At 67.6% G+C, this 23,187-nt stretch carries 23 protein-coding genes; 9 read left to right on the forward strand and 14 right to left on the reverse strand.

The annotated features are described in order from the left end of the window. The first annotated feature begins 191 nt into the window (after positions 1 to 191). Positions 192 to 1,403 carry an amidohydrolase gene (locus ACIQF0_RS27860; protein WP_401033939.1) on the forward strand — a complete coding sequence of 404 codons (1,212 nt, stop codon included), beginning with the start codon at positions 192 to 194 and terminating at the stop codon, positions 1,401 to 1,403. On the opposite strand, the gene ACIQF0_RS27865 is transcribed toward ACIQF0_RS27860, so the two are convergent. After that, on the reverse strand, positions 1,400 to 2,539 hold the full coding sequence (locus ACIQF0_RS27865; protein WP_401033941.1) for an acyl-CoA dehydrogenase family protein: 1,140 nt from the start codon (positions 2,537 to 2,539) through the stop codon (positions 1,400 to 1,402). The genes ACIQF0_RS27860 and ACIQF0_RS27865 overlap by 4 nt on opposite strands. 82 nt (positions 2,540 to 2,621) lie before the next feature. Between ACIQF0_RS27865 and ACIQF0_RS27870 the strand changes: the two genes are divergently transcribed. The 4 genes from ACIQF0_RS27870 to ACIQF0_RS27885 all read left to right on the forward strand — a co-directional run bounded on the left by ACIQF0_RS27870 (position 2,622) and on the right by ACIQF0_RS27885 (position 7,131). Next, entirely contained in the window at positions 2,622 to 3,212 is a 591-nt protein-coding gene (locus ACIQF0_RS27870; RefSeq protein WP_401033945.1) for a TetR/AcrR family transcriptional regulator, read from the forward strand. A gap of 5 nt (positions 3,213 to 3,217) precedes the next feature. After that, positions 3,218 to 4,150 (forward strand): carbohydrate kinase, encoded by a 933-nt coding sequence (locus ACIQF0_RS27875; RefSeq protein ID WP_360049248.1) that lies wholly within the window; start codon positions 3,218 to 3,220, stop codon positions 4,148 to 4,150. Between the two features lie 225 nt (positions 4,151 to 4,375). Beyond that, positions 4,376 to 5,689: a citrate synthase gene (locus ACIQF0_RS27880; RefSeq protein ID WP_191303710.1), complete on the forward strand. Its 1,314-nt coding sequence runs from the start codon at positions 4,376 to 4,378 to the stop codon at positions 5,687 to 5,689. Between the two features lie 236 nt (positions 5,690 to 5,925). Further along, complete coding sequence (locus ACIQF0_RS27885; RefSeq protein WP_401034888.1) at positions 5,926 to 7,131, forward strand: cryptochrome/photolyase family protein; 1,206 nt, start codon at positions 5,926 to 5,928, stop codon at positions 7,129 to 7,131. On the opposite strand, the gene ACIQF0_RS27890 is transcribed toward ACIQF0_RS27885, so the two are convergent. Together ACIQF0_RS27890 and ACIQF0_RS27895 are read right to left on the reverse strand one after the other, a co-directional pair. Next, positions 7,121 to 8,302, reverse strand: coding sequence for an ABC transporter permease (locus tag ACIQF0_RS27890; protein ID WP_401033948.1), 1,182 nt, complete (start codon positions 8,300 to 8,302; stop codon positions 7,121 to 7,123). The genes ACIQF0_RS27885 and ACIQF0_RS27890 overlap by 11 nt on opposite strands. After that, positions 8,299 to 9,207: an ABC transporter ATP-binding protein gene (locus ACIQF0_RS27895; protein WP_401033950.1), complete on the reverse strand. Its 909-nt coding sequence runs from the start codon at positions 9,205 to 9,207 to the stop codon at positions 8,299 to 8,301. The genes ACIQF0_RS27890 and ACIQF0_RS27895 overlap by 4 nt, the downstream gene beginning before the upstream one ends. Before the next feature lie 129 nt (positions 9,208 to 9,336). Here ACIQF0_RS27895 and ACIQF0_RS27900 point away from each other — a divergent pair, with 129 nt between their 5' ends. Genes ACIQF0_RS27900 through ACIQF0_RS27910 form a run of 3 tightly spaced genes read left to right on the forward strand, consistent with a single transcriptional unit; the run spans position 9,337 to position 11,805 of the window. Then, positions 9,337 to 9,789 carry a YbaB/EbfC family nucleoid-associated protein gene (locus tag ACIQF0_RS27900; RefSeq protein ID WP_360049257.1) on the forward strand — a complete coding sequence of 151 codons (453 nt, stop codon included), beginning with the start codon at positions 9,337 to 9,339 and terminating at the stop codon, positions 9,787 to 9,789. A gap of 19 nt (positions 9,790 to 9,808) precedes the next feature. Further along, positions 9,809 to 10,117 carry a hypothetical protein gene (locus tag ACIQF0_RS27905; protein ID WP_401033954.1) on the forward strand — a complete coding sequence of 103 codons (309 nt, stop codon included), beginning with the start codon at positions 9,809 to 9,811 and terminating at the stop codon, positions 10,115 to 10,117. Then, positions 10,114 to 11,805: a WXG100 family type VII secretion target gene (locus ACIQF0_RS27910; RefSeq protein ID WP_401033956.1), complete on the forward strand. Its 1,692-nt coding sequence runs from the start codon at positions 10,114 to 10,116 to the stop codon at positions 11,803 to 11,805. Before ACIQF0_RS27905 ends, ACIQF0_RS27910 begins: the two co-directional genes overlap by 4 nt. Positions 11,806 to 11,867: 62 nt before the next feature. Here ACIQF0_RS27910 and ACIQF0_RS27915 read toward each other — a convergent pair whose 3' ends face one another. Together ACIQF0_RS27915 and ACIQF0_RS27920 are read right to left on the reverse strand one after the other, a co-directional pair. Beyond that, positions 11,868 to 13,253, reverse strand: coding sequence for a glycerol-3-phosphate dehydrogenase/oxidase (locus ACIQF0_RS27915; protein ID WP_401033957.1), 1,386 nt, complete (start codon positions 13,251 to 13,253; stop codon positions 11,868 to 11,870). Continuing rightward, positions 13,250 to 13,825, reverse strand: a complete 576-nt coding sequence (locus tag ACIQF0_RS27920; protein WP_401033960.1) for a TetR/AcrR family transcriptional regulator — start codon at positions 13,823 to 13,825, stop codon at positions 13,250 to 13,252. The genes ACIQF0_RS27915 and ACIQF0_RS27920 overlap by 4 nt, the downstream gene beginning before the upstream one ends. On the opposite strand from ACIQF0_RS27920, the gene ACIQF0_RS27925 reads away from it, so the two are divergent. After that, complete coding sequence (locus tag ACIQF0_RS27925) at positions 13,824 to 15,386, forward strand: FAD-binding oxidoreductase (RefSeq protein WP_401033966.1); 1,563 nt, start codon at positions 13,824 to 13,826, stop codon at positions 15,384 to 15,386. The genes ACIQF0_RS27920 and ACIQF0_RS27925 overlap by 2 nt on opposite strands. A gap of 395 nt (positions 15,387 to 15,781) precedes the next feature. On the opposite strand, the gene ACIQF0_RS27930 is transcribed toward ACIQF0_RS27925, so the two are convergent. The 9 genes from ACIQF0_RS27930 to ACIQF0_RS27970 form a co-directional block, all read right to left on the reverse strand. Continuing rightward, positions 15,782 to 16,795, reverse strand: coding sequence for an NADP-dependent oxidoreductase (locus ACIQF0_RS27930; RefSeq protein WP_401033969.1), 1,014 nt, complete (start codon positions 16,793 to 16,795; stop codon positions 15,782 to 15,784). An 83-nt stretch (positions 16,796 to 16,878) separates the two neighbouring features. Next, positions 16,879 to 17,565, reverse strand: coding sequence for a GNAT family N-acetyltransferase (locus tag ACIQF0_RS27935; RefSeq protein ID WP_401033971.1), 687 nt, complete (start codon positions 17,563 to 17,565; stop codon positions 16,879 to 16,881). Between the two features lie 27 nt (positions 17,566 to 17,592). Beyond that, positions 17,593 to 18,033, reverse strand: coding sequence for a hypothetical protein (locus ACIQF0_RS27940; protein WP_401033974.1), 441 nt, complete (start codon positions 18,031 to 18,033; stop codon positions 17,593 to 17,595). Beyond that, a complete protein-coding gene (locus ACIQF0_RS27945; protein ID WP_401033976.1) occupies positions 18,030 to 20,849 on the reverse strand; it encodes an FtsK/SpoIIIE domain-containing protein in 2,820 nt (939 codons plus the stop codon). The genes ACIQF0_RS27940 and ACIQF0_RS27945 overlap by 4 nt, the downstream gene beginning before the upstream one ends. Next, positions 20,849 to 21,100, reverse strand: a complete 252-nt coding sequence (locus tag ACIQF0_RS27950; protein WP_030481404.1) for a hypothetical protein — start codon at positions 21,098 to 21,100, stop codon at positions 20,849 to 20,851. The genes ACIQF0_RS27945 and ACIQF0_RS27950 overlap by 1 nt, the downstream gene beginning before the upstream one ends. Continuing rightward, complete coding sequence (locus ACIQF0_RS27955; RefSeq protein WP_030481403.1) at positions 21,100 to 21,360, reverse strand: hypothetical protein; 261 nt, start codon at positions 21,358 to 21,360, stop codon at positions 21,100 to 21,102. The genes ACIQF0_RS27950 and ACIQF0_RS27955 overlap by 1 nt, the downstream gene beginning before the upstream one ends. A 239-nt stretch (positions 21,361 to 21,599) precedes the next feature. Beyond that, positions 21,600 to 22,031 carry a hypothetical protein gene (locus tag ACIQF0_RS27960; protein WP_401033981.1) on the reverse strand — a complete coding sequence of 144 codons (432 nt, stop codon included), beginning with the start codon at positions 22,029 to 22,031 and terminating at the stop codon, positions 21,600 to 21,602. 16 nt (positions 22,032 to 22,047) lie between these two features. Beyond that, complete coding sequence (locus tag ACIQF0_RS27965) at positions 22,048 to 22,524, reverse strand: alpha/beta hydrolase (RefSeq protein ID WP_401033984.1); 477 nt, start codon at positions 22,522 to 22,524, stop codon at positions 22,048 to 22,050. Further along, entirely contained in the window at positions 22,525 to 23,121 is a 597-nt protein-coding gene (locus tag ACIQF0_RS27970) for a DUF4232 domain-containing protein (protein WP_401033986.1), read from the reverse strand. Between the last annotated feature and the right edge of the window lie 66 nt (positions 23,122 to 23,187).

Below are 23,187 nucleotides of genomic sequence, written 5' to 3' on the forward strand. Positions count from 1 at the left end.
AGGGGTGTCAACTCGACGAAAAGCGTGTCGAGTTGACACCCCTTCAGGCATGCAGCAAGAGCTGTGGTGCGACTCGTGACGGGACCCCACCGCCCTTGCCGTTCGGTAAGGACGGCTCGCCTTCGGCTTCGCTGTGGTGGTGTAGGCGTAGGGGTGGCCGATGGCCTTGGTAACCGTTAGCGTTGCTAACCATGAACATCGCGATCACCGGGGGCTACGTCGTGCCCGTCGACGGCGAGCCCGTCGAGGGCGGCACTGTCCTCATTCAGGACGGGAAGATCGTTGCGGTTGGTGCTGACGTCGACATTCCTGATGGTGTCGAGGTCGTTGACGCTGACGGGGCGTGGGTGTTGCCCGGCTTTGTCGAGGCGCACGGACACATTGGCGTCCACGAGGAGGCTCAGGGGTGGGCCGGGCAGGACACCAACGAGATGACCGACCCCGTCGGGGCTCGGATGCGGGCGCTTGATGCCATCAACCCCGCTGACCTCGGGTTTGGTGACGCGCTCAGTGGTGGTGTCACCACTGCTGTGATCAAGCCTGGTTCCGGTAACCCCATCGGTGGTCAGACGGTCGCGGTGAAGTGTTGGGGGCGGACCGTTGACGAGATGCTCGTTCGGGAGCCGGTCAGCGTCAAGAGTGCGCTTGGGGAGAACCCGAAGCGGGTTTACGGCGAGAAGGGCAAGTTGCCGGCCACTCGGCAGGGGGTCGCGGCGGTCATTCGTGACGAGTTGACCAAGGCGCAGGACTACCTGGCCAAGAAGGCTGAGGCGGAAGCCGACGGCAAGGCGTTCGACCGCAACACCACGTTGGAGATCCTCGGCAAGGTTCTCAGTGGTGAGTTGCCGTGGTGTCAGCACGCGCATCGGGCCGACGACATCGCCACGGCTATTCGGTTGTCTGAGGAGTTCGGATACCGGTTGATTCTCAACCACGGTACCGAGGGGCATCTGATCGCGGACATCATTGCCGACAAGCAGATTCCGGTGATCATCGGGCCGCTGTTCACCTCGCGGTCCAAAGTGGAGCTTCGGAATCGCGGGTTGCGCAATCCCGGGATTTTGGCGCGGGCCGGGGTGGAGTTGGCGATCACCACCGATCATCCCGTCGTGCCGATCAACTTCCTGGTGCACCAGGCCACGTTGGCGGTGAAGGAAGGGTTGGACAGCGATGTCGCGTTGCGGTCGATCACCACCAACCCGGCGCGGATCATGGGGCTGGACGACCGGGTTGGGTCGTTGAAGCCCGGGCTGGACGGCGATGTCGTGATCTGGTCTGGGGATCCGCTTGACGTGATGAGTCGGGCGCTGCACGTTTTCGTGCAGGGGCGTGAGGTTTACACGTTCGACGAGCGGACTGGGGAAGGGGTCGTGGCCGACCCCTTCTACCGCGAGAGCGTTTAGCGGAGGCCCCTGCCGATGACGAGGCGCTGGATCTGGTTGGTGCCTTCGAAGATCTGCAGGACCTTGGCCTCGCGCATGTAGCGCTCTACCGGGAAGTCGCGGGTGTAGCCCGCGCCGCCGAGCACCTGCACGGCGTCGGTCGTCACCTTCATCGCCGCGTCCGTGGCGATGAGCTTGGCGATCGACGCCTGCTGGCGGAACGGCAGACCGCGGTCGCGGCGGCGCGCGGCCGAGATGTAGGTGGCGCGGGCCGACTCGACGGCCGCGGCCATGTCCGCCAGGAGGAACTCCAGGCCCTGGAACTCGATGATCGGGCGGCCGAACTGGGTTCGGGTCTTGGCGTACGCGACCGCCTCGTCGAGGGCGGCCTGGGCCAGGCCCACCGCGCAGGCCGCGATGCCCAGGCGGCCGGAGTCCAAAGCGGACAGTGCGATCTTGAGGCCGTCGCCCTCGTTGCCGATCAGGCGGTCGGTGCCGAAGCGGACGTCGTCGAACTGGAGTTGGGCGGTGATGGAGCCGGTCAGGCCCATCTTGCGTTCCGGGGTGGCGGCCGTGATGCCTTGGGCCTCGCCTGGCGCGAGGAAGCAGGAGATGCCGCGGCCCGCGTCTGGGGACGTGCGGGCCATCAGCGTGTAGAAGTCGGCGGCGCCGGCGTGCGTGATCCACGCCTTGGTGCCGTTCACGACGTACTCGGAGCCCTTGCGGACGGCCCTGGTCGACATGGCCGCCGGGTCGGAGCCCGCCTGGACCTCGGAGAGGGCGTAGCCGCCGAGCAGTTCACCCTCGAGCATCTCCGGGAGCCAGCGGTCTTGCTGTTCTTTGGTGCCGAAGGTGGCCAGGCCGTAGCAGGACATGACGTGCACGGAGAGGCCCACGGCGACCGTCATCCACGCGGAGGCGACCTCTTCGAGCGCCTGCAGGTAGACCTCGTAGGGCTGCTCGCCGCCGCCGAACTCCTCGGGGTACGGCAGGCCGAGCAGACCGGACCTGCCCAGCAGGCGGAACGCGTCGCGGGGGAACTTCTCGTTCTCCTCCGCGTCCGCCGCGTGGGGCTTCAGTTCGTCCCGCGCGATCTCCCTGACCAGCGCGATCAGGTCCTCGGCCTCTTGCGTGGGGAGCAACCGCTCGGCGGGCATCGTCGACCTCCGGTGTGTACTGGTAGCTGTACTCTAGGACGTTGTGCAGTACAGCGGCCAGCGAATGTGGCAGGGTCGTCACATGACGCGGGCTCTCACGCAGCGGCAGGCCGAGCTGCTCACCCGGTTGGAGGCGTTGTTCCTCACCGAGGGCTTCGGTCATCTCACGCTGGATGACATCGCCGCCCGCCTGCACTGCTCGAAGTCGACGCTGTACGCGCTCGCCGGCAGCAAGGAACAGCTGGCGGTCCGGGTCGTCGGCCGGTACTTCAAAGGCGCCGCCGAACGCATCGAGAAGCGCATCGCGGGCCTCAACGACGTGCGCAAACGCATCGGCAGCTACCTCGCGGGCGCGGCCGAGGAGCTGAGCAAGGCCTCGGCGGCGTTCATCGCGGACGTGTCCGACTTCCCGCCCACGCGTGCCACGTACGAACGCAACGCGCGCGCCGCGGCCGAGCGCATCAAGGCGTTCATCCAGGACGGGGTCGAGCGGCACGTGTTCCGCGAGGTGCACGCCACGTTGTTCGCCGAGATGGCCGGGCTGCTCATCGAGAGCATCCAGACGGGTGTCCTCACGAAACGGGCAGGTGTTTCGGACGCAGAGGCGTTCACCGCACTGGGCGAACTGTTGTTGGATGGGCTCCAGCGGAGTGGTGCTTCCCAGAAGGAGTAGAGCGCGTGATCGTGGTTGCTGGTGAGGCCCTGGTCGACATGGTGCCGGTGGGGGACGAGGAGCTCACGCCGCTCGCGCCCAAGCTGGGCGGCGGACCGTACAACGTGGCCGTCGCGCTCGGCCGGCTCGACGTGCCGACGGGCTTCCTGTCGCGCGTCTCGACCGACCACTTCGGCGAGCAGCTGATCAAACGGCTGCACGCGTCGAAGGTGGAGACCTCTCTGGTCCAACGTGGACAGGAGAACACCACGCTCGCCGTCGTCGGGCTCGCTGACGACGGGTCCGCGCGCTACTCGTTCTACGTCGACGGCACCGCCGACCGGCTCGTCGAGGACCCCGGTCCGCTGCCCGCCGAGACGAAGGCCGTGTCGTTCGGCACGTTGTCGTTGGTGCTGGAGCCCGGCGCCTCGGTGTACGAGACGGTGCTGCGGCGCGAGAGCAAGCGCTTGCTCACGGCGCTCGACCCCAACATCCGGGCGGGCCTGATCCACGATCCGGGCGCCTACCGCGCGCGGTTCCGGTCGTGGCTGCCGGACGTCGGGCTGCTGAAGGCGTCCGTCGAGGACGCGCGGTGGCTCGCCGAGGACGGCGACGTGATCGAGATCGCAAGGACGTGGATTTCACAGGGACCCGCCGCCGTCGTTCTGACGAAAGGTGGCGAAGGTCTGTCAGTGATCACCGCCACCGGACAGGTCGACGTGCCACCCGTGAAGGTGGATGTGGTCGACACGATCGGGGCGGGCGACACAGTGCAAGGCGCCCTGCTCGCGTGGCTGAACGACCACGATGCGTTGAGTGCAGAGAAGATCCGTGGGCTCTCCACGGATGAATGGACTGCCGCATTGACGTATGCCGGTGCGGCCGCCGCGATCACATGTTCCCGTGCGGGCGCCGAACCGCCCTTTGCGAGCGAACTCACCGCCGCGTTGGGTGGATAAAACGGAGGATCGGACTACCGTGGGGTAGCCGCGCTGGAAACTGGCATTACGGATGTGATGCCTGTCCCATCTCTCAGAATCGGTTCACACCGCTGCTGCGAGGCGGGCCTTCCGCCGACTAGCGTGAGTGAACTTGAAGACTCAGATCCCAACGGGGTGGTCCGAGACGACGGCAGGCCCAGCGTGGCCTGCCGCCACCCCGTCCGAGCGTTGAGAGGGACTTGAATGCCCGACGCGACGACTGCGCCGACCGACCCACAGACCGTCGCGCTGCGCCATGAGGGCGGAGAGCTCGAGATGAAGGTGGTGCCGGCGTCCGAAGGCGCGTCCGGCATCGAACTCGGCAAGCTGCTGTCGACCACCGGTCTGGTAACCCTGGACACCGGTTTCGTCAACACGGCCTCCTGCTCCTCCGAGATCACCTACATCGACGGTGACGCCGGAATTCTGCGTTACCGCGGGTATCCGATCGAGCAGTTGGCCGCGCGCTCGAACTTCGCAGAGGTCTCCTACCTCCTGATCTACGGCGAGCTTCCGACCGCCGCGCAGCTCGAGGACTTCTCCTCCAAGATCAGCAGGCACACGCTGCTGCACGAGGACCTCAAGCGCTTCTTCGACGGCTTCCCGCGCGACGCGCACCCGATGCCGGTGCTGTCGTCCGCGGTCTCCGCGCTGTCGACCTTCTACCAGGACTCGCTGTCGCCGTTCGACGCGAACCAGGTGGAGATCTCCACGATCCGCCTTCTCGCCAAGCTGCCGACCATCGCGGCCTACGCGTACAAGAAGTCGGTCGGCCAGCCGTTCCTCTACCCGGACAACTCGCTTGGCCTGGTGGAGAACTTCCTGCGGATGACCTTCGGGTTCCCGGCCGAGGCCTACGACCTCGACCCGGACCTGGTCCGCGCCCTCGACCTGCTCTTCATCCTGCACGCCGACCACGAGCAGAACTGCTCCACGTCGACCGTGCGCCTGGTCGGCTCCTCCGAGGCGAACCTCTTCGCGTCCATCTCCGCGGGCATCAACGCCCTGTTCGGCCCGCTGCACGGCGGCGCGAACAGCGCGGTGCTGGAGATGCTGGAGAAGATCAAGAACGACGGCGGCGACGTGCAGTCGTTCGTCAACAAGGTGAAGAACAAGGAGGACGGCGTCCGCCTGATGGGCTTCGGCCACCGGGTCTACAAGAACTACGACCCGCGCGCCGCGATCATCAAGAAGACGGCCGACGAGATCCTCGGCAAGCTCGGCGCCGACGACCAGCTGCTCGACATCGCGAAGCAGCTGGAAGAAGCCGCACTGAGCGACGACTACTTCATCTCCCGCAAGCTCTACCCGAACGTGGACTTCTACACGGGTCTGATCTACCGGGCGATGGGCTTCCCGACCAAGTTCTTCACCGTGCTGTTCGCGCTCGGCCGGCTCCCCGGCTGGATCGCGCACTGGCGCGAGATGATCAACGACCCGGCCACCAAGATCGGCCGCCCGCGGCAGATCTACACCGGCCCGACGGAGCGCGACTTCATCGCGATGGAAAACCGCTGATCACGGGCTAGTACTTCTCGTAGGCCGAAGGCGCGTCACCCGCTGGGTGGCGCGCCTTTCGCGTTGTCCGAGGAGTGGGTGGAGAGCCCGCGAGGCGAGTTCGTGGCTCTGCGGCTCGGCAGCCGTTGCCCAGCCCGTCACCCGGCCGGTGCGCTGCCCGTCGTGCAGGCCCGGCCCGTTCGTTTTAGCGTCGAGCTGTGAGTTCTTCCCCGTCGCTCGTCTGGTTCCGCCGCGATTTGCGGACATCCGATCATCCAGCCATTCTCGCCGCAGTGGAAAGATCACCTCGCGCACTGGCGTTGTTCGTTCTCGACGACCGGTTGCTGAAACCGTCCGGGCAGCCGCGAATCGATTTCCTGCACCGCTGTTTGCACGCGTTGAACGACGAGCTGGGCGGCCGGTTGATGGTCGTGCACGGTGATCCGGTGAAGACCGTTCCGCGCATCGCGAAGGAAATCGGGGCGGGCAGTGTCCACATCTCCGCGGACTACGCGCCGTACGGCCGCAAACGCGATGAAGCCGTCGAGGAAGCGTTGGGGGACATCGAGCTCGTCCGTTCCGGCTCGCCCTACGCCGTCGCGCCGGGGCGGGTGCGCAAGCAGGACGGCACGCCGTTCAAGGTCTTCACGCCGTTCCGCAACGCCTGGCTGGAGCACGGGTGGCGCAAGCCGGCGGACACCGACGCGTCCACTCTGGACTGGATCGAACCGGGCCACAGCACGAAAATCCCCGCCTCGAAAGAAAAGCTGCCGGACGCGATGAAGCTCTGGGAGGAGTTCCGCGACGAACGGCTGGAGGACTACGACACCACCCGCGACCGCCCCGACATGGACGCGACCAGCAGGATGTCGGCGTTCCTGAGGTGGGGTGTGCTGCACCCGCGGACACTCCTCCAGGACTGTGACGGAACGTTCCGCAGCGAGCTCGCCTGGCGCGAGTTCTACGCCGACGTGCTGTGGCACAAGCCGGAGACCGCGCGGGAGAACTACGACCGCAGGTTCGACCGCATGGAGCACGACGACGACCTGGAGCTGTTCGAGGCCTGGAAAGAAGGCCGCACCGGCTTCCCGATCGTCGACGCCGGCATGCGGCAGCTTCTCCAAGAGGGCTTCATGCACAACCGGGTGCGGATGATCGTCGCGAGTTTCCTGGTCAAGGACCTGCACCTGCCGTGGTGGTGGGGTGCGCGGCACTTCATGGAGCACCTGATCGACGGCGACATCGCCTCGAACCAGCACAACTGGCAGTGGGTCGCCGGCAGCGGCACGGACGCCTCGCCGTACTTCCGCGTCTTCAACCCCATGACCCAGGCCAAGAAGTTCGACCCGGACGGCGCCTACGTGCGCAGGTACGCGCCGGACTCGCCGAGCCTCACGCCGATCGTCGACCACGCGGTCGAACGCCAGGTGGCGCTCGACCGCTACCAGGCCATCAAAGCTTGAGCGCCTCGCGGAGCTTGACGCGAGCGCCGGTCCGCAGCACGGCGTTCGCGTAGACCTTGCCGCCCAGCCACGTGATCGCCGCGATGGCGAGCAGTGCCAGCACGACCGAGAGCACCACCTGCCACGCCGGGGCGACGCCCAGCGCCATCCGCCCCGGCATCAGGATCGGGGCGAACGGCGGCAGCAGCGACAGCACCGTCACAGTGGGACCGGACGGGCTGCCGATCATCAGGTTGATGCCGGCCACGAACGCCACGATGATCGTCATGCTGATCGGCGTCAGCACCGACTGGAGCTCCTCCTGCCGCGACACCAGCGACGCGGCGGCCGCGAACACGGTGGCGTACAAGAAGAATCCGAGCAGGTACCAGAGCACGCCGGTCAGCAGGGCCGCGCCGCCCAGTGCGCCGACGTCCACGACGTCGAAGGCGGAGGAGAGTCCCAGGCCGACCGTGGAGATCACCAGCAGTTGCAACAGGCCGACCGCGCCGAGCCCGATCACCTTGCCCAGCAACAACTGCCACGGCCGCACGGTCGCGAGCAGGATCTCCACGACCCGGCTCGACTTCTCCTCGACCACGCCCTGCGCGACCATCGTGCCGTAGACCAGCAGCGAGTAGTACAGCAGCGCGGCCACGATCAACCCGATCGCGAGGCGCTGACCTCGTTGCGGGTCAACGGGTTCCAGCGCGGTGACGTCCACCTTGACGTTCGCGAGGCTCTGCGCGACCTCCTGCGGGGTGGTGCCCGACTCGGCGAGCTGCGCGATCAGCACCTGCTGCCGCAGCACGTCGTTCAGCGCCGTCGTCAGGATCTCGTCGCCGGAGCCCTTGACGATCATCTTCAGCTCCGGCGGCGCACCGGTCACCAGGGCGTCCAGCCCGCCGTCGCGGACCTCCTGCTCGGGGTTGCCCGCCGTCGTGACGTCGCGTGTCTCCAGGTCGATGCCGAACGCTCTCGCCTTCTCCCGCAAGGGATCCGAGAGCTGCGTCGCCTGGCCGGAAAGCCCGACGACGCTGCGCTGCTGGTCGTCGAACAGGACCGACTGCAGCACCACGTACCCGGCGAGCACGGCGATGATCACCGCGGTGCCGATCAGGAACGACCTGGTGCGCACCTTCGTGACGAACTCGCGCTTGGCCACCAGTGAAACAGCTCGGGCCGACGTCATGCGCTCCTGCCCTCGGTGGTCACCACGTTGCGGAACAGCTCGGTCAGCGACGGGCGCTGCCGGGAGAACTCGTGCACGGGACCCGCCGCGAGTGCCGCGTGCAGCACCGCCTGGTCGTCCACGCCGTCGGTGAGTTCGAGCACGCAGCGCGTCCCGTTCTTCTCGATCACCCGCACACCGTCCAGACTGGCAGTCCAGACGGTCGTTGGCGACTCCACGACCAGTCGAGACGTGCCACCCGACCGGAGTTCGTCCACCGTTCCGATCGCGACCATCGAACCGGCGCTGACGATGCCGACCCGGTCGCACAGGCGTTCCACCAGATCGAGCTGGTGGCTCGAGAACACCACGGGCACCCCGGCGGACGCCTTCTCGCGCAGCACCTGGCTCATCACGTCCACCGCCACCGGGTCGAGGCCGGAGAACGGCTCGTCGAGCACCAGCACGTCCGGCTCGTGCACCAGCGCGGCGGCCAGTTGGACGCGCTGCTGGTTGCCGAGGCTCAGGCGCTGCACCTCGTCCGTGCGGCGGTCACGCAGCCCGAGACGCGCGATCCAGTTCTCCGCGCTCGTGTGGGCCTCGTTGGTGCTCATGCCGTGCAGCTCGGCCAGGTAGACGAGCTGGTCGAGCACCTTCATCCGCGGGTAGAGGCCGCGCTCCTCCGGCATGTAGCCGATCCGGCGCCGGGTGTCGAGGTCGACGGTTCTGCCGTTCCACCGCACCTCGCCGGAGTCGGCCGAGAGCACGCCCAGCGCGATGCGCATGGTCGTGGTCTTCCCGGCGCCGTTGCTTCCGACGAATCCGAAGAGCTCGCCGGCGCGCACGTCGAAAGACATGTCCCGCAGGGCGACGACCTCCCCGTAGCGCTTGGAGACCGCGTCGATCTCCAGCACTCCCTCAGGCACGGTGAACCCCTTCGTTAGCCCGGATGGCGGTAATCGGACTGAAAGTATCGGTGAGCAGGGAACGAGTGAAACGATACGGGCGTCTACGGCGAATCGAACGAACGACCAATTCACTCAACGGGGGTGACCATGCAGCCCATTGACCCGGATCAGTGGCTCAAGCAGTACGGCTCCAAGATCGAGCAGGCCAAGCAGCACGCCGAACAGGCCCGCGACCAGCTCGGTGGTGTGGGTGGCAGCGCCAGCTCGCCAGACGGCCTGATCACGGTGACAGTTAACGCCACAGGCGTGCTGACCGATCTCCAGATCAAGCCGGAAGCCCGCGGCATGGACCCCAGCGAGATCGCCTCAGCCGTGCTCACAGCCTCCGCCAAGGCCCAGCGTGACGCCTCCGGGCGTGTCGTGCAGATCATGACGGACTTCGTCGGCGACAGCCCCGCTCTCGAGTTCGTGAAGGCGCAGATGCCGAACGGATACAAGGGCGACGGAACCGACGAGGAAGAACCGAAGTCGGAGTTGGAGCGCAAGGACGTCCGGCCGGACGACGAGTACTTCACCAACCCACCCGACGTCATGGCCTGAGTGCAGGAGGGGGTTAGGCATGCAGCAGCACTTCAACATCGACCTCGACGAGCTGAGAACCCACGCCGCCAGCGTGGACCGGCTCATGGACCGGATGCGCAAGGCCACCGAGACGTGTGATCCGGGTGCCCTGACGACGGAGGCGTTCGGCGTCTTCCTCGGGTTCCTGGCGTCGAAGGTCCTCCAGGAGGCCGGCCTGTCGCAGGACATGCTCGGCAAGGCCGCGAACTCGCTCATGGACATGGGCAACGGGCTCAAGAAGACCGTTGAGCAGTACGAGCAGGTCGACCTCGACAACATGTTCGGCTTCCAGGGAGGCCGGGGATGAACGCCCCAGCGACGCAGTCCGGCAGCGGTGACACCGCGCAGCTGTTCAACAACGTCTCGAACGCCTACAAGTCCATCGAGAGCGGCGACTGGGTCAGTGGTGGCCTGGGCATCGCGAACGCGGCCATGAGCATGGTCGGCAACGGCTCGAACCCCCTCAGCGGCTTCCTCGCCGCAGGCTTCAGCTGGGCCATCCAGCACGTCGACTTCCTGCGCGAACCGTTCGACGTCCTGCTCGGCAGCCCCGAGTCCATCGCCAAGATGTCCGAGTCGTTCAAGAGCGCGGGCAAGCAGGTCAAGGACATCGGGACCGAGTACCAGAAGATCTGCGTCTCGCAGACCCGCGAGTGGCAGGGCAAGGCGGCCGACGGCTACCGCGCCGCCGCCAAGCGGCACGCGACCGGCCTCGAGACCCTCGCGAAGTCGGTCGACGGCATCGCGGGCGCTGTCAAGGGCGCCGGCGAGCTGGTCGGCACCGTCCGCAAGATGATCATGGACCTGATCAGCCAGGCCGTCTCGGACATGGTCATGAAGATCATCCAGTGGCTGGCTGCCTCGTTCCTGACCTTCGGCGCGGCCATCGCGGGCGCGATCGCGGACATCGTCACGACCGCGGTCAACTACGCGAAGAAGCTCTCCGACTTCCTGCAGAAGCTCGTCGGCTCCGTGCAGAAGCTGATGAAGCTGATCCAGTCCGTCTCGCAGATCGCCAAGGCCGCCGAGACGATCATCGACGCGATCTCCACGATGGCGAACCAGGGCAAGGGCGGTGGCGGCGGCGCTCCCGTCCGGCAGACCTCCGGTGGGTTCGACGGCATCCGCGCCGGCGACCAGAGCCGTGCGTCCAGCGGTGCGGGTGGCACGTTCACCAGCGGCTCGAACCCCGGCTACGCGGGTGGCGGGCCCAACGTCGCCGACGGCCTGGGCAACACCCGGCCGGCCTACGCGGGCAGCGGCAACACTGGTGGCTACCAGGGCCCGTACGGCCAGGGACCCGGCGTGGGCGCCGGTCCCGCCGTGACCCCCGTCTACACGCCTCCTGGCGGCCAGGGCGGCGGCGCGGGTGGTGGCGCCGGTAGCGGTGGCCAGTACCTGCCCGGGCCCGGTACCGGCTCTGGTGCCGGCACGGGTGCGGGCACCGGCACCGGGACGGGTCGCTGGGTTCCTGGTCACTGGGAGCCCGGCACGACCACGACGGCCGGTGGCAACGCCACGACCAAGCCTCCGACGTTCGGCGCCACGCCGACCACGTCGACGAACGCCGACTGGTACCGGCCCACGACCACCGACCACGCCGCGACCGCGGCCGCGGGCGGCGGCGGGGGTGGCGGCGGTGGCGGTGTCCCCAAGGGCATGGGCGGCGGCGGAGGTGGCGGCATGCCCGCCGGCTTCGGCGGTGGCCCGGCCGGTGGCGGTGGCGCCGGTGGGACCTCGGCCACGCAGTTCGGTGGCGCGGCGGGCGTCATGGCGGCCGGCAGCGGCAACGCTCCCGCCGCTCCTGCGGCCGCCGCTGGTGGCGCCCCTCGCGGTGCCGGTGGCGCCGGCGCGGGCGGCATGATGGGTGGCGCCCCGATGGCCGGCGGTGCCGGTCAGCAGGGTGGCAGCAACGAGCACAAGCGGAAGGTCCGGATCGAGGGAGAGGCTCTGGTCGATCCGCCGAAGGCCGCGAAGCCGGTCATCGGCGAGTGACCCAGCACTCCTCGCACTGAGTTCTTGCGCTGAACGGGGCGTCCCTCGCGGACGCCCCGTTTTCATGCGTTGGCCAGGAGTTTCGCGATCTCCGGCGCGGCCTTCTCGCGGTCCTTCGGCACCAGGCCGATGCGCGTGCGCCGGTCCAGGACGTCGTCGGCGTCCAGCGCGCCCTCGTGCTGGATCGCGTGGACGACGTCGGCCTCGGTGACACCGGGCGCGATCGGGGTGGTCGGCGCAGGCCTGTCGTCGACCAGGCGGATGTCCTTGGTGCGGCAGGGGATCTGCGTCAGGCCCGTCGCGTTCACCGCGTCCGCCGCCATCCTGCGGTAGGTGGTGAGCTTGCCACCGACGATCGTGATCACGCCGTTCGGTGCCCTGAGCACGGCGTGGTGCCGGGACAGGTCCGCGGTCTGACCTTCTGCCTGCAGCAACGGGCGCAGGCCCGCGTAGCTGCCGATGACGTCGTCCCTGGTGAGATTTCGTTGCAGGACGTGGGAGGCGGTCGCGAGCAGGAAGTCCACATCGGACTCGGGAACCGCCGGCACGTCCGGGATGTCGTCCACGGGCTCATCGGTGAGACCGAGGTACGCGCGGCCGTTCGCCTGGGGCAGCACGAACGCGAAGCGGTTGTGCTGCCCTGGGACCGGGATCGTCAGCGCCGTGCCGGTGATGCCGGCGGCCCGCGCGTCGATCACCAGGTGGGAGCCGCGGGACGGACGCAGGTGCACCGGGGCGAGCGTGCCGGCCCAGACGCCCGTCGCGTTGATCACCGCTTTGGCCTTGACGGTGAACGTGGTGCCGGTGAGGACGTCTCTTGCCTCCGCGCCGTCGCCTTGCAGCGTCACGACTTTCGCGCGGGTGATGATCCTCGCGCCGTGGCCGGCGGCTGTTCTGGCCAGTGCGACCACGAGCCGGGCGTCGTCGACGAGCTGGCCGTCGTAGCTCAGGAGTCCGCCGGTGAGTTTCGCCGAGTCCAGACCGGGAACCAGCGCCAGGGCTTCGTGTTTCGGCACTCGGCGAGGTGCCGGCAGCACGTCCGCCGGAGTGCGGGCGGCGATGCGCAGCGCGTTGCCGGCGCGGAAGCCCGACATGACGAAGTGGCCCGCGTTGGCGTGCAGGGGGAACAGCATCGGCAGCGTGCGGGTGAGGTGCGGTGCCGTCCTGGTCATCAGGATGCCGCGCTCGACGGCGCTTTCGTGGGCGAGCCGCACGTCGCCCTTCGCGAGGTAGCGCAGGCCGCCGTGGACGAGCTTGCTGGACCACCGGGACGTCCCGAACGCCAGGTCGTGCGCCTCCAGCAGGGTGACCCTGAGACCTCGGGAGGCCGCGTCCAGCGCGACACCCGCGCCCGTGACGCCGCCGCCGATGACCAGCACGTCGGCGACTTCTTGTTGAGCGGCCTCGAGATCTCGTTGGCGCCTGTCCGCGTTCAGGGACGTGTTCACGGCTTCAGGGCTCCGTCCAGCTGCTTGGCGAGCTCGTCGAGCAACGAGCCGAAGTCGAGCCCGGACGTCACCGGCCTGGTGGAGAGCACCATCGACTGCGTGCTCATCAGCACCACGCGCGCCTGCGTCTTGGCGTCGCCGAACCGGATCGACCCGTCGATGTGCCCGGCCTCGATCTGTGCGACGAGGAACTGCTCGACCAGCCGCTGCGTGCTGCCGAGCCGGTCGGTGAGGTACGGCAGCATCAGGTCCGCGTCGAGTTGCAGCACGCGTTGCATGAGCGGGTTGGCCTCGAGCAGCCGGATGGCGTCCACGGCCCTCTGAACGAGCTGCTGACGGGCGTTGCCGTGGTTGACGGCCCGTTCCGCCTCTTCGAGCAGTGCGGCGAACTCACGCGTCATCAGGGCCCGCACGAGGTGGTCCACGTCCGGGTAGCGGCGGTAGAGCGTCATGCGGCTGACGTTGGCCCGTTTCGCCACGTCGGTGAGGGTCGTGCGGCGCACCCCCACTTCCAGAACACACTCACGGGTGGCGTCGAGCAGAGCGTCGTGGGTGTGACGTTGAGACGTCATGTGTAACACTGTAGCAGTGATCAGGGCTCGATGGACCTCCGAAACCGTGCCGTTGCCGCCGCACGCGCTGGCTTGGCTCAGTCAGCGCGTTGGGCTGGGGGAGCCGTTGCCGGAGGTGGCCGTGTCGGTGCCTCCGTCTGAGTTGAGCGAGGACGCCTTTACGGCGTTGGAGGCTGTTTGCACGGTCTCCGTGGAGGACGCGGATCGGCTTGGGCGGGCTGGGGGGCTCTCGTACCTGGACTTGTTGCGTCGTCGTGGGCATGGGGAGCTGGCCGTGCCTGACGCCGTTGTGCAGCCTGCTTCGCCCGAGGAGGTTCTTGAGGTTCTTCGGGTTTGCGTTGAGTACGACGTTGCTGTGGTGCCGTTCGGTGGGGGCACTTCTGTTGTTGGTGGGGTTGAGGCTCTTCGTGGGGCCAAGTCCGCTGTGGTGGCGTTGGATCTGGCCGGGCTCGGGTCGTTGGTTTCCGTCGACCCTGTGTCGCGGGTGGCCGTGTTGCAGGCTGGGGTTACCGGGCCTGAAGCCGAGAGGTTGCTGGGGGAGCACGGGTTCACGCTTGGGCATGTGCCGCAGTCGTTCGAGCGGGCGACCATTGGTGGGTTTGCTGCCACTCGGTCTGCTGGGCAGGCCTCGTCCGGGTATGGGCGGTTCGAGGACATGGTCGAGTCGGTTCGGGTGGCCACGCCGGTGGGGGAGTGGGTTGCCGGGGCTGCTCCTGCGTCTGCTGCCGGTCCGGACTTGAAGCAGCTCGTGCTTGGTAGTGAAGGGCTGTTTGGGGTTATCACTGAGGTTTCCGTGCGGGTTCGGCCTACGCCGTCCGCGCCTCGGTATGAGGGGTTTGTGGTTGACGGGTGGGAGGCTGGGGTTTCGCTGGTGCGGGCCCTGGCTCAGGCTGGGGCGTTGGCTGATGTCACCCGGCTGTCCGATGTGGATGAGACTGAGGTTGCGTTGGCGTTGGCCGGGTCCAAGGCTGATCTGGTCAAGAAGTACTTGCGGGTTCGTGGGGTTCGGCAGCCTTGCCTGGTGATCCTTGGGTGGGAGGGGCGGTCCCGGGCTGCGACGCTGGGTGCGTTGCGTGGGCACAAGGTTGTTCGGCTTGGGCGGGCGATGGGGAACTCCTGGCTGCATGGGCGGTTCAACGGGCCTCGGCAGCGGGATGCCTTGCTGGACGCCGGCGTCTGCGTCGAAACCCTGGAGACCGCCACCCACTGGTCCCGCGTCTCCGAGCTGCGTGACGCTGTGCGGGATGCGTTGGTTGCTGAGCTTGGGAACCCCGTCGTGATGTGCCATGTCTCGCACGCTTATGAGACTGGGGCTTCGTTGTACTTCACCGTTCTTGTGCCTCGGGATCTTTCTGATCCTGTTGGGCAGTGGGGGAAGGCCAAGATTGCGGCATCGGATGCGATTTCTCGGCTTGGGACGATTACGCATCATCATGCTGTTGGGCGGGATCACCTTCCGTGGTTGGAGAAGGAGATCGGGGTTGTTGGGGTTTCGGTGTTGCGGGCGGTCAAGGAGCGGGTTGATCCGACTGGGATTTTGAATCCTGGGAAGTTGATTTAGACGCGCCGGTTGGGGTGCGTTCCCCTGTTGCGTTGGCGGGCCTGCGGTTGAGTGCTTCCCCTGGGGGCTCTGCCCCCAGACCCCCGGCAATCTGATCGGGGGGTCCGCGCCACTCGCGGGTAGATGGCACGCCTGTTGCTTTGGGCGGCAGCCGGTTGGTTAGAGAGTGCGTTGGCGGTGGGGTCCCGTCACGAGCCGAGCCAAGAGCGGGCCACATGCAAGAAGGGTTGTCAAACGGACGAAAAGCGTGTCCGTTTGACAACCCTTCTTGCATGTGGCAAGTGCTATGGCGCGACTCGTGACGGGACCCCACCGCCCTGGGCGCTTGGCAAGGACGGCTCGCCTTCGGCTTCGCGGGCGATCAGGTGCTGGGGTGCTGGGGTGCTGGGTGCTGGTTAGAACTGGACGAGCATCTTGCCCGTGTTCTCGCCTCGCAGCATTCCCAGGAAGGCTGCTGGGGCCTGGGCTGCGCCGCCCTCGATCACCGTTTCGGAGTACTTCAGTTCGCCTGAGGCGATCCAGGCTGCTACCTCTGAGATGAACTGCTGCTGCAGGGCCTTGTGGTCGCCCACCAGCATGCCTCGGAGGGTCAGGCGCTTCGCCAGGATCTGGATCATGTTGCTCGGGCCCGTGGGCTTCTCCGAGTCGTTGTACTGCGAGATGGCGCCGCACATGGTGATTCGGCCGTTGAGGTTCAGGGAGTTGATGGCTGCTTCGAGGTGTTCGCCGCCCACGTTGTCGAAGTAGACGTCGATGCCGTTCGGGGCCGCTGCGGCCAGCTGTTCGGCTACCGGGCCCTCCTTGTAGTTGAAGGCGGCGTCGAAGCCCAGTTCTTCGGTGAGGTACTTGACCTTGTCGGCCGAGCCTGCGGAGCCGATCACTCGGCTGGCGCCCTTGAGGCGGGCGATCTGGCCGACGATCTGGCCCACGGCGCCTGCTGCGCCGGAGACGAAGACTGCGTCGCCTTCCTTGAACTCCGCGGTTGACAGGAGGCCTGCGTAGGCCGTCAGGCCGGGCATGCCCAGGACGCCGAGGTAGGTGGAGAGCGGGGCGACGTTGCCGTCCACCTTCACCACGTGCTTGGCGTCCACCACGGCGTAGTCGCGCCAGCCGAGGCCGTGCAGGACGTTGTCGCCCGCCTTGAGGTTCTCGACGCCTGCGCCCACCTCGACGATCTCGCCGACCGCGCCGCCCTCCAGCGGGGCGCCCACCTGGAACGGGGGGACGTAGGACTTGACGTCGTTCATGCGGCCTCGCATGTACGGGTCGACGCTCATGACCACGTTGCGGACCAGGATCTGGCCTTCGCCCGGGGTCGGGATCTCGACCTCGGCGATCTCGAAGTTGTCCTCGGTCGGCCAGCCCTTCGGGCGGGACGCGAGCCTTACTTCGAGTGCGGTGCTGGTCATGGTCGGACCATCTCCATCCATTGCGTTTCGGATCAGTTATCCGTTTCAACCGACTGTCGGTGTCGACTGTTCCGGAATGTGACCTAGACCGCAGGGAGAAGTGTCGTGACGTCTCGGTAGGCGAAGCCGAGCTTGCGGTACAGGGCGATGGCTGCGGTGTTGTGGTTCTCCACGAAGAGGGCGCACGTGCCGTAGAGCGCTAGTAGTGCTGACGTCACGAACTGGCAGACGCGGTGGCCCAGGCCCTGGCCTGTGTGGTTTGGGTGAACTGCCACGCCCATCATGAAACCGACGTCGGTGGACGACCAGGCTTCGGCTGCTGTGGCGACCAGTTGGTTGTCGATGTGCACGCCTGCCCAGCGGTGGACGCCTTTTTCGCCTGGCCAGGCCCAGGAGTCCGGGTTCGCCTCGCGGAGCAGGGGGGCCACGTCGGTTGTGGTGCTCAGCCAGGTGGCGTCGGTGGGGAGGTCGAGGCTGCCTGTGCGGTCCATCCAGCCGAAGGGCTTGTCCTCCACCCACGGGGTGGGCATCAAGGGTTCTACTTCTTCGGCCAGTTTTCGTTCCAGCAGTGGGCGTAGGTCGACGCCCCTGCCGTGGGCTGCGAGCAGGGATGCGACGCCTTCTGCCGGGCCTGTCAGGACCAGCCGGCGGCGTCTTGTGAGGGCTGGTGCGTGCACGGCCACCGCGCCGCCGTGTTCCCAGGCCGCACCGCCGCACGACAGTGCCTGGGCTGCCCAGCGGACCATCGGATCGTCACTGGCGTCCTGCACGTCGGCGGTGGTGCGTAACCGGCGCACTCAGTCCTTCTGCTTGCGGCGCAGCAAGGTTCGCTTCGCGAGCGAGTCCTCCAGTGCCTGGTACGCGAGGTCCATCGCCCGGTTGTACTCGCCCTGGGGGCGTGGGGGGACGGACTCGTTCGGCTGTGGGGGCGTGACCATCTGGAGCCAGCGCTCGTTCCAGAGCTGCTCCACGGCCGCCTCCCAGTGCAGGGCGGCGCCCATCCGCACGACCCGCTCGCGATCGCGCACCTCGGCGATCTCGTGCTGGGTCGACGCGAGCCGCGCGGCGAGCTCGGCACACCGCACCTCGTCCAGCTTGCGCTGGCGGGCGGCCGCGTCCGTGGCGATGGCGATGATCTCCTTGTAGCGCTCAACCGCGGAGATCGTCGGCACCTCGATCACCTCCTCGCTCTGACGCTGCGACGGGACCGGGTCGAACATCGTCATCATCGGGTTCATGACGCTTCTCCAGTGTCGAACGGGATGATCACTTGCGGTCGCGAGTGCTCGAACCGGTCGAAGAACAGGCCTCGGCGTGGTCTCGGCGACCACGCCATCACCTGTTCCGGTCCGAGCGACAGCAGTTCCTTGCCCTGGACGTCGAACGCCACCCAGGCGCCGATGTCGTCGTAGACGCCGGGTGGGAGGCTCGCCTTCAGCCTCTGCACGCCGCGCCACCAGCCCAGCACGTGCGTGCGGTTCTCCGGGCCGTGCTTGAGGACCGTCCGCAGGCTGTCCACACCGGACATCCTGGTGGTCGGGTTCTTCTGCTCCAGCAACGTCTGCGCGGCGTCCACGCCGTACAGCACCAGGTAGTGCGGCTTCAGCGGCGCGTCGGTCTCGCCCGTGTTGATCGACTGCAGGCGGGCCGCCGTCTCGTTCAGCAGTTCGCGGACGCGGTTGATGCCGATCACCTCTGCATCATGCCCGTCCGCGTTCAGGCGCTTCGCCAGATGCAACGCGGAGGGCATCGCCTCCTCGACCAGGCAGGCCAGCGTGAAGACCGCCTCGTGCGGGCGGTGCTGCCTGCCCAGGGACGCGGCCGCTCCGCCGAGGACAGCGGCCGCGTCCTGGACCACGGAACCGATCACCGCGATGTTGCGGCCCGGCGTGCGGGCGAACCGCACCCGTGCCGCGCTGCCCGCGACGTCGATCACCTGCCCGAGAAGAACGGTAGGCGATGCCTCGCCCGGTCGCAGGCCGAGGAAGTCCTGCGTCGCGTCGATCAGCGGGATCTTGCTGCCGTCGAACAGGCTGGGCGCCTGGCCCGGTGCGCGCCGCCACAACTCGGTCTGCAGGGAGTCCATGGTGTTCTTGGCCGTCGAGTCCGGGATGCGGCAGATCTCGTTGCCGGGCTTGACACCCGACTCGTGGTTGATCACCGCGTGCCAGCGCGGCAGTTCGACGGCGGCGTCGTTCTGCGGCTCGGCCAGCACGCGGCGGGCCTTGGGCAGCGCGATGCGGACGGTGAACTGCTCGAAGATCGCCGACTTGCCCCAGAAACCCTCGATGCCCGAGACGTCCTGCGACGACAGCACGAGGTGGATGCCCTGCGAACGGCCGCGGCGCGCCACGTCCTCCAGCAGTTGCGTCGCGGCGGCGGTGACCTGGTCGCGTTCGCCGAACAGGTACTGGAACTCGTCGATCACCGCGACGATCCGCGGCCAGCGGCCGGACGGGTCCTCCGCGCGCAGGTCCTGAAGCTTGGTGACCTCGTGCTGCTTGGCCGCGTCCGCGCGCCGGCGCATCTCGTCGGACAGGTACCGCAGCAGTGCCACGCCGAACTCGCGGTCGGTGTTGACGTTCACGCCGACCAGGCGCGCGTGCGGCAGCCACGACGGATCCTTGCGACCCGGCGCGAACTGCGCGAACGACACGCCTTCCTTGAAGTCCAGCAGGTACAACTCGAGCTCGTTCGGCGAATAGCGCGCGCACAACGAACCGAGCATCGCGTAGAGGAAGTTCGTCTTGCCCGAACCCGAAGGCCCGCCGATCAACGCGTGCGGCGATGTGTCACCGAGCTGCACGCAGACCTGTTCGCCGTCGTCGAACCCAACGGGCGCAATGACTCCGGCCGACGAGTTCTCGGTCCACGGCCGGTCGGGCAGCAGATCTTCGAACTTGCCCATGCGCGAACGCCGTTCCTCGCGCTTCTCCGCGATGGCGGCACAGGCGCGCGGCACGAGGGTGCGCGGAAGAGCGGGATCCAGCGTCACCGCCACGTCTTTGCCGGTCATCGTGCACGTGGCGGAACCGCCGCTGCGCAGCGCGACCGTCTCCACCGGCGAGTTGATCGTGATCGGAATGTCCACGATGAACAGCTGCACGCCGCACGCCAAACCGTTGCGCGCCACGCGTTGCAGCTGCTGTTGCTGGTCTTCCTTCAACGCCTTGCGGTTGCCGAACAGCACGGCGATCCGCCACGGTTCGGTGCGCCTGCCTTCACCGCTGACCGCACGAACGGTCAGATGGCCGTCGACGAGAACCTTGGTGTGCACCTGGCGAATGTGCTCGGACAGCTCGTCGAGCAGCTCGTGCAGCCGCGCCGGGTCGTGCACCGTCAGCAGGTTCGCGCGGGTCAGCGGGTAGAGCCCCGGCAACGAGCCGGTCAGCTGGCCGACGTCCCACACGTGCACGTGCACGAGTCCCGGCTGGAAGTGCGACAGCACCCGCAGCAACAGGCTCTCCACCAGCGTGTCCGCGAGCTGGCGAGTGTCCGGAGTGGACGAGATGTGCAGGTGCGCCTGGTCCAGCAGCGGCACAGCGACGGGGAACGGCCTGGACTCCGGCGCCGACGTCACCACGCCGGTGCCGATCCGCCACAGCTCCGGCACGCCCTCGCTGCCGTCGTGCGTACCGGGGTGGCCGAGCCACGACTCGTGCGGCCACGACGCGGGACCGGCGGCGACCGAGTTCACGAGCTCGGTCAGCTGCTCGGGGCCGGAACTCGTCCACTCGTGGAACGACTGCTGCCAGTCGTACTTGATCTGGTCGAGGCGTTCGGCGAACTGAGCCATCGAGAGCGGCGCCTGACGCGGGTTCTTCGCGCGCTTCTCGTCGACCGTGAGGAACGAGGTCACGTCCTTCAGGGCGACGTCGTGCAACGCCTTGTCGACGCCCATGCCGCGCACGGTGAACTCGAACATGTCCTTGGCGTGTTCGGTGGCGAGCGCCCGGTGTTCGCGCGCCACCGAGCCCAGCGCGGCCGAAACAGCGCGCTGGAACTCGCCGAAGGCGTCCTCGATCCTCTGTCGCCGGTCGTCCCGCCTGCTCATCACAGCTCCACGGTGAGTCGTTGGATGCGCTCTAGGGTTCCCACCATCAGCTCCAGCTGATCAGGGAATCTTTCCTTTGCGCGCACGAACTCGACTGGAAGCAACGACTCGTGGTGGTTCTCGCTCGACTCGGCGAGGATCGCGACCGCCTCGTCGAGGCCCTCCTGCGCTGATCGCACGTTGCGGTACGACTCACGCAGGATCTCGCTCGCCTGCTCCAGCGCGGCGCGAACCTCGCCGATGGACGCCATCAAAGCCTGCTGTTGATGCCCTCGGCCCCGGAAATGCCGGCGCCGAGGTAGTTCTGCAGCTCGCTCACGCCGGACACGACCTGGGCGAACTGGGCGTTCGTCGTCTCGACGTCCGCCTGCACGGAGCCCTGCGTGACCGATGTCAGCAGTTGCTGCGCGTCCTCGGCGAGCTCAGCCGCCTGTTGGAGGGCGGACTGGCTTTGAGCCGCCTTGTCGATCGCCTGGGCAATTGCGGCACGGACCTCTTCGATGCTGGCCATGTCGGCTCCCGAACCCTCCGGAACAAGGTGGTCTGACGACCACCCTTAGTAGAGATTGTGCCCAGATTTTCACAGTTGAGAGCGAAGATCGGCTAACCGGGTGGATGCCTGAATCCACTCGAACGGGCCTTGCTTTAATGATCAGTTGAGCGCGCCGCTGGCCCCTTGCCCACGCGTGTTGTGACACTCACAATGCCGCCTACAGCCTGTCGTGCTCAGCAGCCGACCGGCCGGGTGAATCAAGACGGTTTGCTGGGTGACTTGTCACGCGGAGTGCCTGCCCCGAACGGGTCATCTCCCGCCCACACCTCGACCATGACGCGCTCGGCGCCCGGCACCAGTTGGTTGATCTGCTCCGGCTCGTCCAGCACGGTCCACGCCGTCGGCGGCTCGCAGGCCACCCGAGGCAACGGGAAGTCCTCACCCAGCCCGCGCACGAAGGTGCGCACGGCCCGTGCCAGCGCCGCGGCGACGTTGTGGGTGGCCTTCTCCGTGCTCGGTCTTGTGATGACGACGGCCCAGCAGCCCGGCTCTTCGTCCGAGCAGTCACGGGCGTCCACGATCTGGGCACCCGCACGGTTGATGAGCGCGTCGCACGCGGCACGCGCCTGTTGCTCGTTCGCTGCTTCGACCACCACGGTGATCACCAGCACGAGGTCGTCTTCGTCCATGACACCCGAAATGGTGTCAGATGACCCTCCGCGTGAACTCCAGCACCCGAGTGACGGCCTCGCCGTCGGTCAGCAGACCGTCCACGACGTGCTCCTCGAACGCGGATCCGCGGATCCGGTCGGTGCCCGCGCGGGTGTCCGAGATCGGCACGATCTCGTCGTCCGACCCGTGCAGCCACAACGTCGGCAGGTCGCCCAGCGCCGGGCCGAAGCTGACCTCGTCCATGAGGTCGGCCAGCCCGTTGGACGCGCCGTCCCAGATGCCGAGCACCGGAGTCACCAGGACGAGCGCGGCGATCCCGGAATGCGTTTGGGCATAACGAACCGCGGCGGGTGCGCCGACGAAGTGTCCAATGAGGACGACCGGTCGATCGGCGGCTTTCACCACCGCCTCGATGTCCTCGCTCACCGCGACCGGAACGCCGGCTGTGCGCAGTGAACGGGCGATGCGCTCGCCGTGCGGAAGCACGGCGAGCCATCCAGGTGCGTGCATTTACGAAGCGTAGAACGCGCTGATCTCGATCCGGCCACCCGAACAGACGGGGCCAAGGGTCCACGGCACGGTCAGCGGCGCCGTCTCGTCCGGCGGAATGGCCGCGGCCTTCGACGCCTCGGGCTGACACGGGCCCTCGACGGGCTCGTTGCCCGACGGCACGACGCCCCAGTGCAGGTTCGCCGAGGCCTTGCCGCCCGGTGCGAGCGTCATCGCCGCCGGACCCGGATCCGCCTTGCGCTCCAGCTTGGTCGGCACCGCGCCGGAGGCGTTCTCCAACTGGAAACCGCTGTAGCCGTTGAGCGTGCACGGGATCGTGCCGGAGTTCGTGACGACGAACTTGCCGTATCTGTTGCCCGCGCCGGCGTCCGTGGGGGCGACCTCGCCCTTGAGCGCGGCCGAGTCGCAGCGCTTCACGGCGGGAGCGGCCGCGCCCGAGTTGCCGGCCGGGGCGGTGGACGAAGCGGGTGCCGGCGACGACGGCGACGTGGACGTCGGCAGCGTTTGCGAGGCGTTGTCCGGGGTTCTCGTCCCACAAGCCGTTACGGCGGCAAACGCGGTGAGCACCAGTCCGCAAGCGATCAGACGACGAGTCATGGGTGCACCTCCTACCACCGAAGGATGTGCCCAAATATCAACTTGCCCACACACCGTGCCGGAAAT

It is taken from the genome of Lentzea sp. NPDC092896 (assembly GCF_044754905.1).
In the GTDB taxonomy this organism is placed as follows: domain Bacteria; phylum Actinomycetota; class Actinomycetes; order Mycobacteriales; family Pseudonocardiaceae; genus Lentzea.

Excerpts from the sequence above, each read along its gene's own strand:
- ACIQF0_RS27945 (WP_401033976.1), bottom strand. The coding sequence starts at position 20,849 with ATGAGCAGGCGGGACGACCGGCGACAGAGGATCGAGGACGCCTTCGGC.
- ACIQF0_RS27910 (WP_401033956.1), top strand. The coding sequence starts at position 10,114 with ATGAACGCCCCAGCGACGCAGTCCGGCAGCGGTGACACCGCGCAGCTG.
- ACIQF0_RS27930 (WP_401033969.1), bottom strand. The coding sequence starts at position 16,795 with ATGACCAGCACCGCACTCGAAGTAAGGCTCGCGTCCCGCCCGAAGGGC.
- ACIQF0_RS27870 (WP_401033945.1), top strand. The coding sequence starts at position 2,622 with ATGACGCGGGCTCTCACGCAGCGGCAGGCCGAGCTGCTCACCCGGTTG.
- ACIQF0_RS27970 (WP_401033986.1), bottom strand. The coding sequence starts at position 23,121 with ATGACTCGTCGTCTGATCGCTTGCGGACTGGTGCTCACCGCGTTTGCC.
- ACIQF0_RS27905 (WP_401033954.1), top strand. The coding sequence starts at position 9,809 with ATGCAGCAGCACTTCAACATCGACCTCGACGAGCTGAGAACCCACGCC.
- ACIQF0_RS27890 (WP_401033948.1), bottom strand. The coding sequence starts at position 8,302 with ATGACGTCGGCCCGAGCTGTTTCACTGGTGGCCAAGCGCGAGTTCGTC.
- ACIQF0_RS27900 (WP_360049257.1), top strand. The coding sequence starts at position 9,337 with ATGCAGCCCATTGACCCGGATCAGTGGCTCAAGCAGTACGGCTCCAAG.
- ACIQF0_RS27920 (WP_401033960.1), bottom strand. The coding sequence starts at position 13,825 with ATGACGTCTCAACGTCACACCCACGACGCTCTGCTCGACGCCACCCGT.
- ACIQF0_RS27965 (WP_401033984.1), bottom strand. The coding sequence starts at position 22,524 with ATGCACGCACCTGGATGGCTCGCCGTGCTTCCGCACGGCGAGCGCATC.
- ACIQF0_RS27925 (WP_401033966.1), top strand. The coding sequence starts at position 13,824 with ATGTGTAACACTGTAGCAGTGATCAGGGCTCGATGGACCTCCGAAACC.
- ACIQF0_RS27860 (WP_401033939.1), top strand. The coding sequence starts at position 192 with ATGAACATCGCGATCACCGGGGGCTACGTCGTGCCCGTCGACGGCGAG.
- ACIQF0_RS27940 (WP_401033974.1), bottom strand. The coding sequence starts at position 18,033 with ATGAACCCGATGATGACGATGTTCGACCCGGTCCCGTCGCAGCGTCAG.
- ACIQF0_RS27960 (WP_401033981.1), bottom strand. The coding sequence starts at position 22,031 with ATGGACGAAGACGACCTCGTGCTGGTGATCACCGTGGTGGTCGAAGCA.
- ACIQF0_RS27865 (WP_401033941.1), bottom strand. The coding sequence starts at position 2,539 with ATGCCCGCCGAGCGGTTGCTCCCCACGCAAGAGGCCGAGGACCTGATC.
- ACIQF0_RS27880 (WP_191303710.1), top strand. The coding sequence starts at position 4,376 with ATGCCCGACGCGACGACTGCGCCGACCGACCCACAGACCGTCGCGCTG.
- ACIQF0_RS27950 (WP_030481404.1), bottom strand. The coding sequence starts at position 21,100 with ATGGCGTCCATCGGCGAGGTTCGCGCCGCGCTGGAGCAGGCGAGCGAG.
- ACIQF0_RS27955 (WP_030481403.1), bottom strand. The coding sequence starts at position 21,360 with ATGGCCAGCATCGAAGAGGTCCGTGCCGCAATTGCCCAGGCGATCGAC.